General features: G+C 41.6%; 4 protein-coding genes and 1 tRNA gene. All 5 read left to right on the top strand.

All coding sequences use genetic code 11. The features are described 5' to 3' along the window. Nucleotides 1–438: 438 nt before the first annotated feature. Nucleotides 439–515, top strand: a tRNA-Trp gene (locus IEW93_RS21240). A 459-nt stretch (nucleotides 516–974) separates the two neighbouring features. Next, nucleotides 975–4,508 (top strand): type I restriction-modification system endonuclease, encoded by a 3,534-nt coding sequence (hsdR, locus tag IEW93_RS21235; RefSeq protein WP_188741200.1) that lies wholly within the window; start codon nucleotides 975–977, stop codon nucleotides 4,506–4,508. 6 nt (nucleotides 4,509–4,514) lie between these two features. Beyond that, nucleotides 4,515–5,351, top strand: coding sequence for a glycosyltransferase family A protein (locus tag IEW93_RS21230; RefSeq protein ID WP_188741199.1), 837 nt, complete (start codon nucleotides 4,515–4,517; stop codon nucleotides 5,349–5,351). After that, a complete protein-coding gene (locus IEW93_RS21225) occupies nucleotides 5,329–8,334 on the top strand; it encodes a glycosyltransferase (RefSeq protein ID WP_188741198.1) in 3,006 nt (1,001 codons plus the stop codon). The genes IEW93_RS21230 and IEW93_RS21225 overlap by 23 nt, the downstream gene beginning before the upstream one ends. Nucleotides 8,335–8,549: 215 nt before the next feature. Beyond that, nucleotides 8,550–8,751, top strand: a 202-nt coding sequence (locus tag IEW93_RS21220; protein WP_188741197.1) for a transposase family protein, incomplete at its 3' end; no start/stop codon positions are given.

Below are 8,751 nucleotides of genomic sequence, written 5' to 3'. Positions count from 1 at the left end.
GCATTCGGGCATCTGCTGTTTGCTTGGATAGCCTGATTAATTCGAAACTGGTGTGTTGTTTCATTGCTAAAAAAGGTGAGTAACGGATATAGCAATTAGATCACATTTTTTCGCGGAATGGTATAATACCATTCCGCATAACTAAGTGATCATCGTTGCCATTGTCGATGGCATGACTTTCCACTCGATCCTTAGCATTCAATGAATGTATGGCATGCATCTCAACAGGTATCTGCTATGTCGTTTCATTTGAATAAATTTAAAGGCTGTGGCTTCAATGAGTACATGGTTTTTAACACAGATAGTGATAAATACGTCTTTCATTTTCATTACTTTCGATAAACATGTTCAACTGCCTGAAAAAACTGCAATTGAACTGATATATTAAAAAAGTGCTTTACCTTTGGAAGGGGTTTTAGCATAATGCCCCTCGTCAACAGGGGTGTAGTTCCAATTGGTAGAACAGCGGTCTCCAAAACCGATGGTTGCGAGTTCGAGTCTTGCCACCCCTGCCAAATTTAGAAAGCCTAGCAGAAATGCTAGGCTTTTGTCTTTTCTAGCTTTTATTTCAATATTCCTTTCAGTGAACTTCTAAAATTTAGTGATGAATTTTTTCCTATTTCTTAGTTGTGACCAAACGGTGACCAAATTGTGACTCTGCCATATTTTGTTGTGCCATTTGTATAATTTAGAATATTCTTCGTTCACTTCATTACCTAAAACCTAGATCAAACGAAAGACTGTTTTTATTACAGCCATAAATCTATATAGGATTAGAGTGCCAATATAATTTGTATAAATTTGATGTCCGTATGAAGTTAAAATATGTCTTATTCTATCTTAAAAATAATTTGCCTCTTTATTGCCACTATGACCGTTATCCGTGTATGTTCAATTATTACCGTGATTCTTCTTTTTTTACAGAGTATGATTAGTCGTAATTGTTAAGGTTTTTAGCATGCTACGAAGGAGTGATGGCATTGGATGCAAGCAATAAAAAATCAGAAAACTTCAGTTTTCTTAAATCCTACGACCCTATTTTTATCGATTTAGCCATCAGCGCTGAACGTGCCTTCACCAGCGACCCTAATACTACCCTAATAAAATTACGCCAACTCGGCGAAGCTATGGCACAAGATATTGCTGCCAGATGTGGTATAGAATTCGACGATAAAACTACTCAAGCAGACCTGCTGTATAAAATCCATCGAGAACTGAATTTAGAGCCTGTTGTACGCCAGTTATTTCACTCATTACGTATTGAAGGTAATAAAGCGACTCATCAATTCAAAACCCAGCATAAAGAAGCTTTAGAAGGTTTAAAGTTAGCTCGTAGCCTAGCGATTTGGTTTCATCATACATTTGGCGATCAAAAGACTGCATTTAAAGCCGGTCCGTTTGTTGCGCCCCAAGATCCAAGTCAACACTTACAAGATTTACAAACCCAGATAGATCAGCTGCGCAGTGAACTTAATGAAAACCACCAGCAATTAGCAGATAACCACCAGCTAACTGATTTACTAACGCGTGAAAAAGAAGAGTACGCAGTATTAGCTGAACAAATGGATGCCGAAGCGCGTGCGTTTTCTCAACAAGCATCAATGCATGAAAAGGCACTAGCAGAGCAAAAATGTCAATTTGAAGCTCGTATCAAAGCACTTCAAATTGAACTTGTCGAGCAAGCTAAGACTGATACTAAAGCAGCAAGTAAACATAAATCTGATTTAAGTAAACGGGCTAGTAACGCAGGTATTCAAGTTGAATTAAATGAAGAGTTAACCCGTGTGCTTATTGACCAGCAACTCCAGGCTTTTGGCTGGCTTGCAGATACCCAAAGGCTAACGTTTAATAAGGGTACTCGACCAGAAAAAGGAAAAAATCTAGCCATTGCGGAATGGCCAACACTTCATAAAGGTCAAAGAGGTCGCGCCGACTATGTATTATTTTGTGGCTTAACGCCTATTGCCGTTGTTGAAGCGAAAAAAGAAAACGCCAATGTTGCAGGTAAAATTACTCAAGCCGAGCGTTATTCAAAAGGATACAAAGTCACTCCCTTCCAACAAAGCGCTTGGGAGTTAGAAGGTCGCACCGTTGCTTGGGCGGATGAAGACGATGGCCACTATCACATTCCCTTTGTCTATTCCTGCAATGGCCGCGAATTTAATAAGCAACTGGCCGAGTTATCGGGCACTTGGTTTCGGGATACGCGCAAACCCAGCAATGCAAAGAAAGCATTGCAACAGTTTCACTCCCCAGATGGCCTGCTCGACAAGTTAAAACGTAACCGTGAAGATGCAGAGACATCACTTCAACAGGAAGGATTTGATTATCTGGGCCTACGTGATTACCAGCAAAAAGCCATCGCTGCGGTTGAATCGGCCTTAGAGCAAGATAAAACTGAATGTCTGCTGGCAATGGCAACAGGTACCGGCAAAACCCGAACTATTATTGGTTTGATGTATCGATTTTTAAAGGCCGAGCGCTTTAGGCGTATTTTGTTCCTCGTCGATAGAACGGCCCTGGGTGAGCAAGCGTGTGACTCCTTTGATGAGGCCAAGCTTGAGCAAAACAAAGTGCTGTCGTCTATCTATAATATTGCCGAGCTTGGCGATATGAGCAGTGAAGCCGAAACTCGTATTCAAGTGGCAACAGTGCAAGCGATGGTAAAGCGTATCTTTATGTCCGACACACCGCCGCCACTGGATGAATTCGACTGCATCATTGTCGATGAAGCCCATCGGGGTTATGCCCTAGATCAACAAATGACAGAAGGTGAGCTGGTTACTCGAGATGCCAGTCAATATTTGTCTAGCTACCGGCGGGTATTGGATTACTTTGATGCGGTACGCATCGGCTTAACGGCAACCCCAGCCAAGCATACCAGCGAAATTTTTGGTAAACCGGTTTACACCTATAGCTATCGTGAGGCAGTTGCCGATGACTGGCTTATCGACCACGAGCCGCCTATCCGCTATGAAACCCTATTAAATAAGCACGGTATCAAGTTTGAAAAAGGTGAAACAGTTACTTCTATTAATACCCAAACAGGTGAAGTTGAAACAGCCGATTTAGAGGATGAGTTAAAGTTCGATGTTGAATCATTTAATAGACGGGTGATTACCGAGTCCTTTAATGAGGTCATATGCCAAGAGTTAACCAAAGAGTTAGATCCTTTTGGCGATGAGAAAACCCTGATTTTTTGTGCCACCGACGTGCATGCAGACATGGTCAAACGCTTATTAGATAAAGCCTTCATTGACATGTACGGCGATGATTATAACCAAGCTGCAGTGGCTAAAATTACCGGTCAAAGCGACAAAGTCAGTCAGCTTATCCGCAAATACAAAAATGAGCGTTATCCTAATATAGCCATTACAGTGGATCTGTTATCTACGGGTATAGACGTACCTAAAATTTGTCATATCGTGTTCTTGCGCCGAGTTAAGTCGCGTATTTTGTATGAGCAGATGATGGGCCGTGCTACCCGTCGCTGTGACGATATCGGTAAAACCGTATTCAAAATTTATGATCCGGTTGATATTTATAGTGCCCTTGAAGCCGTCAATACCATGAAGCCGATAGTCAAAGACCCTAACATCACTCTTGAGCAGCTGGTGGACGAGTTAAGTGACAATACCTTTTTAGAGCGTGCGCTTAATACCCCAGGTGAGCAGGTTGGCACTAGTCATGCCCATGATGTGCTAAATCAACTTGGGCAGAAAGTGATGCGGGTGATGCGTAAAGCGGTCAAAAAAGCCGAAGATAAGCCTGAGCTTAAAGCTAAGCTAGACCAACTTCAGGAGCTATGGGGCGTAGCGCCCGATAAGCTCCACCAGCATTTACATCAAATTGGCCCTAAAGAGGCGGCACAATTTTTTAAGCAGCATCAAAGTTTGATTAATCAGCTAGCTGAAGTTCGTTATCTTGTTGGCAGTGAAAGTATGCCAATCATCTATGAAGGGCGAGATGAGTTCATAGAGCGCCATCAAAACTATGGAATACACGAAAAGCCCGCTGACTATCTTGAAAGCTTTAATCATTTTATTAAGCAGAATATCAACCAATCAGCGGCCTTGTCTGTGGTGGTGAATCGTCCTAAAGATCTCACCCGTGCAGAACTTAAAGAGGTCAAACTCTTGCTAGATGAGGCGGGCTTTAGTGAAGCGCATTTGCAAAGTGCATGGCGTAAAAATACCAACCAAGATATTGCGGCCAGCATTATCGGTTATATCCGCCAAGCGGCGCTCGATGAAGCATTAATCCCTTTTTCACAGCGGGTTGATCACGCCATGCAACGCATTTTCAGTCAACACGATTGGAATCCTAACCAACGTAAGTGGCTAGAACGCTTAGCTAAGCAGTTAGTTCATGAGGCTGTGATTGATAAAGAATTTGTTAATCAACGTTTTGCCGATCAAGGAGGGGCAAAGCGTTTTGACAGCGTGCTTGATGATCAGCTCGACACAATCCTCGATGAGCTAAATGAATACCTGTGGCAGGTTGGTTAGTCACTGATGGAAGTTGTTGCATTAATGGCTTCAATGCCTCGGTTTGATTCGCTTATGAATGTATCGTTACCTTCAATAGCGAATCAAACTCGCCCTCCTGAACGAATAGTATTGGTCACCGATAGAGTTGCTTTAACTGAGTCTGAGCAATCTGATATCACGACGGCAGTCTCCCCCATACCTGTTACATTCTTAATTAATGAACGTTGCCAAGGTGCGGCGGGCTCCTGGAATACAGGCCTAGCCTATATTAATGAGTGCCACCCTAAGTGCTATGTGGCCATTCTTGATGATGATGATTATTGGCTTACCAATCATTTAGAACTGTGTTTAACACATTCGCAGCGAGGAGCTGCAAGTTTGTTGTTGTCGGGGATATCTGTCATAAAAGAAGGGCACGCAGTAGCTAATAATATTCCTAACAACCTCAAGCAAAGTGATTTTTTAGTCGGCAATCCTGGCTGGCAGGGCTCAAACACATTTGCACAGTGTCAGTTGTTAATAGATGCTGGCGGCTTTAGTGATGGCCTTGTGAGTAGTAACGATAAAGATTTGGCCATAAGAGTGTTAGCTATTACTAATATCAAGATTGAGTACACGCTAGCCGTAACCGTTTGTTGGAATTTAGGAATGCACTCAACAGCCTTATCCGCTAGGGGTTCCAGACAAAAATTATTGGGTTGTGCTCAGTTTATCTTATTGCATGGCCACAGAATGACTCAACCTCAAAAAGAACAATACTTTGAACGAATTTCTTCATTATTTGCTATTTCAGAGCAAGTAATAGTTAATGAGATGAACACTAATAAGGACATTAGAATTGCAGCAGGATCACTCTCATAAAGATACGCGGCCTTTAACCGTAGGGTTAGCGTTACGTCAACTGACAATGATAAAAGAATGTGGATTAGATTATAAAAATGCCCCAGTCATCATCGGAATTAATCTATGTAACCAAGCAGAATTTATTGCTCAAGCGTTACATAGCGCATTATCTCAATCGTTAGTCGACAATAGCACTGCACAAATTGTCATTCTCGATGATCAATCAACAGATAATTGGCAAGCACACTGTAGCACCTTGCTCGACCATCCTAGCGTAACAATTTTAGGCGCATTCTGCGGCTCTCCAGCCAGAGCCCGCAACCAACTGCTAGATTATGCATCTACCACTACGGCTCACTGGGTAGCACGGCTGGATGCTGATGATGTGCTGGATAACGCGAGAAGTGTTGAGTCTTTATGGTTAAGAGGTGAAGCGTCAAATGCTGACTTTGTTATTGGAAGTAATAGATTAAAACAAGATAACCAGCTTTTAAGCGTTACCAATATTGCGAAACCAGAAGTATTACTTAATCCAATCAAGCTTACCGGATTTATTGATGCATTTTGCCATGGGCAGTCTGATAACGAACTGCCATCATGCAACTTGTTACTTAACACTAGGGTTATTGAACGATACCCAAATATTCGAAGTGCAGAAGACCATTGGTTAATTGCACGTTTATTATTGTTACCAGAATATAAAGGTGAAATTGTAAGTTTGCCTTACTACTCTGTTTACACGTTGGATGGCATCGATACGAGAAACAATAAGCAAAAATCGATTTGGACAGAACAGAGGCATCGTTTAGCCGTTGCTGCAAAACAATGGATGCAGGTACAAGAATTACCATTTCAATATCTAGGCTCAGGGCAAGAAGGGGTGGTCATTCAAAAAGGAAACAACATAGAGAAGTCTTTTTATCCTTGGGCAATCGATGATGAACAAGTCAGCTGGTTAAAACAAGCTTTACCTAGTAACAACATCGTCCCCCAAGTGAGCTGGCACAAGCAAAACGGACAATGGAGTTACAGCACCCCTAATTTATATACCTCTGAGATGCAGTTACCTGTGTCAGCCATTGTTGTTGGCCAATTTTTACAAGGAATGTATGCGGCAGGGATTTGTGGCTTAAATATAAAAAGGGACAATATTCGTCAAATGAAAGATGGCAGCCTGCATTACATTGATGTGGGGAGTGATATCCAACCTCTTACGGCGAGCAGGTTCTTAGATATGTCTGCACGGTTGTATGCCATTGCCATATTACAGCTACCCGATGAAGAATTAGTCAGGCGAACTTCTTCGACCTCTCAAGATAAAGCGTTACAGCAATTAAGAGGCTTCTCAGACTTCTATTTAGCCTTGATCGAAGCGTTACATCCCAATGTGGCACTAAAACCTGAGATGCTAATCAGTACTAATGTAGGAGTAGATCAGGATACCACATTACTAATTAAAGCCTGTGCCCAGGATGCCGATGTGCTGTTCGTTCAAGTGAGCCATATCATTACACAGCTAAATTACCCTAAAAAATTTAACCAGGTATTACTGTTAATCGACAGCTACCAAGGACCATTTTTACGTCAATACCAGCAAGGTGATTTTAACCAGTTGCTCACATCAGCCAACGAGCTAGTAAACAATGGCATAGTCGATAAACTTCTTATCGCTCCTACTTCAAGTGATGTGATATATGCTACTTACAGCCAATGGTTTGGTGCATCAAAGGTTACACAATCACATACTACTTCACTGGCCCCGCTTTTTTCACAGATATGGGCATTTAATCAAGTCACTACACGGTATGTATTACAGTGTGACTGTGATGTGCTGGTGGGGCGTAAAAACTGGCAACATGATTATATTGCAGACATGAAAGCTGAATTAATCGACCCTAAAGTGATTAGCGTAGGCTTTAATATCCCTAAGTTTACAGATGCATTTTTACCCTATTTTGGACAAGAAGGGCAATTTGCACCCGAAGTCAGAATGGGCTTGTTAGATCTCGTTAAAATTAAGCAAACACTGCCAATCAATAACCCCATAATTAATGATAAATACACATTAACTTGGCACCGTGCTTTACAGTCGCATCAAAAGACAACAGGGCTTAGTTCATTACGTGGGGGAGATCCTGCCACTTTCTACATTCATCCCCGCAATGAAGATAAACAAGCAACAACACTCGATCAGATAAGGGACTTGGTTGCCCAAGGTTGTTGCCCTGTAGAACAAGAAGAACAATTTGATTTAATCGCGCATGCTAATTGGCAGTATTCAAAGCGCAAAGAAGCTGTGATTTTCCTATTAAAAGGGCGTTTCACTACAATAAATAAACTTGAAAGATGCTTAGATAGCTTACGTATGCAATCCAATCAATCATTTGGGATCATCTTAATAGATGACGCCAGTGGGGCGAGTCATAATTGGTGCTATCCAATATTGCTCGATAAGCTGCTTGATCGTACAACCTTGATACGTCACCAACACAACCAAGGGCGAGTACTGAATTTTATCCAAGCTATTTCAGATGTTTGTGTTAATGATGACAGTATCATTGTGATACTAGATCAAGATGACTGTTTAATGCGACATGACGTTGTTAAGCATATTTTTGATGCGGCTAATCAAGGTGCTGACTTAATCCACATGCCTATGTTCCGCCCTAATAAACCATTAAAATTGTATCAACCCAGCTACAGTAATATTAGGCAAAAAGGGGGAGGAAATGTATGGGCTCATCAGCGTGCATTTAAAAAGTCTTTATTTGATAGCGTTCCACACGCTTATTTTAAAAAAGACCATGACTGGATAGCATCGGTGACTGATTATGCCACTATGTTACCAATGGCTGAGATAGCTAAAGCCCCTGTGTTTGTTGATATTGGTTATTCATACTTCCACCAGCGAACGGAATACTCTCTAGATATAAAAGCAGAACAAAGCCAATTATTAAAAGCTATCTTTGCAAAAGAGCCTTTAAGCACTGAGCAGCAATGATTGTTGGCACCATGCCAATTTTATGTGGGTATCTGCCAGATATTGAGACGCTTCATTATGATACAGCCACCAATTACTGGTTCGCTGTTGGCCGCGTTGAAGGTGAAAATAGCTCTCTGCATGCTTCAAGCTTTCGATCAGGGCAAGATCACGAAGCTTTACCTTGACTTGAGTTTGTGATCTTATACTTCTTTTTGTAAGAAGTAAGTTAATCTATGTCGCAACTACAGCTATTCAAATATTTTTCAAACATTGATGACCCTCGTCAACAAGGTAAAGTTGTCCATAAACTCTTTGATATCCTATTCCTTACCCTCAGCGCTGTGATTGCTGGCTGCCAAGGGTGGGAAGAAATTGAGGATTTTGGACACGACCGTCTCGATTGGTTGCGCAAATTTGTCTCTTTTGAAAATGGTA

Source organism: Shewanella inventionis (assembly GCF_014641855.1).
GTDB classification, from domain to species: domain Bacteria; phylum Pseudomonadota; class Gammaproteobacteria; order Enterobacterales; family Shewanellaceae; genus Shewanella; species Shewanella inventionis.
The sequence above is the reverse complement of the archived record's forward strand: the minus strand, read 5'-3'. Positions and strand labels throughout refer to the sequence as shown.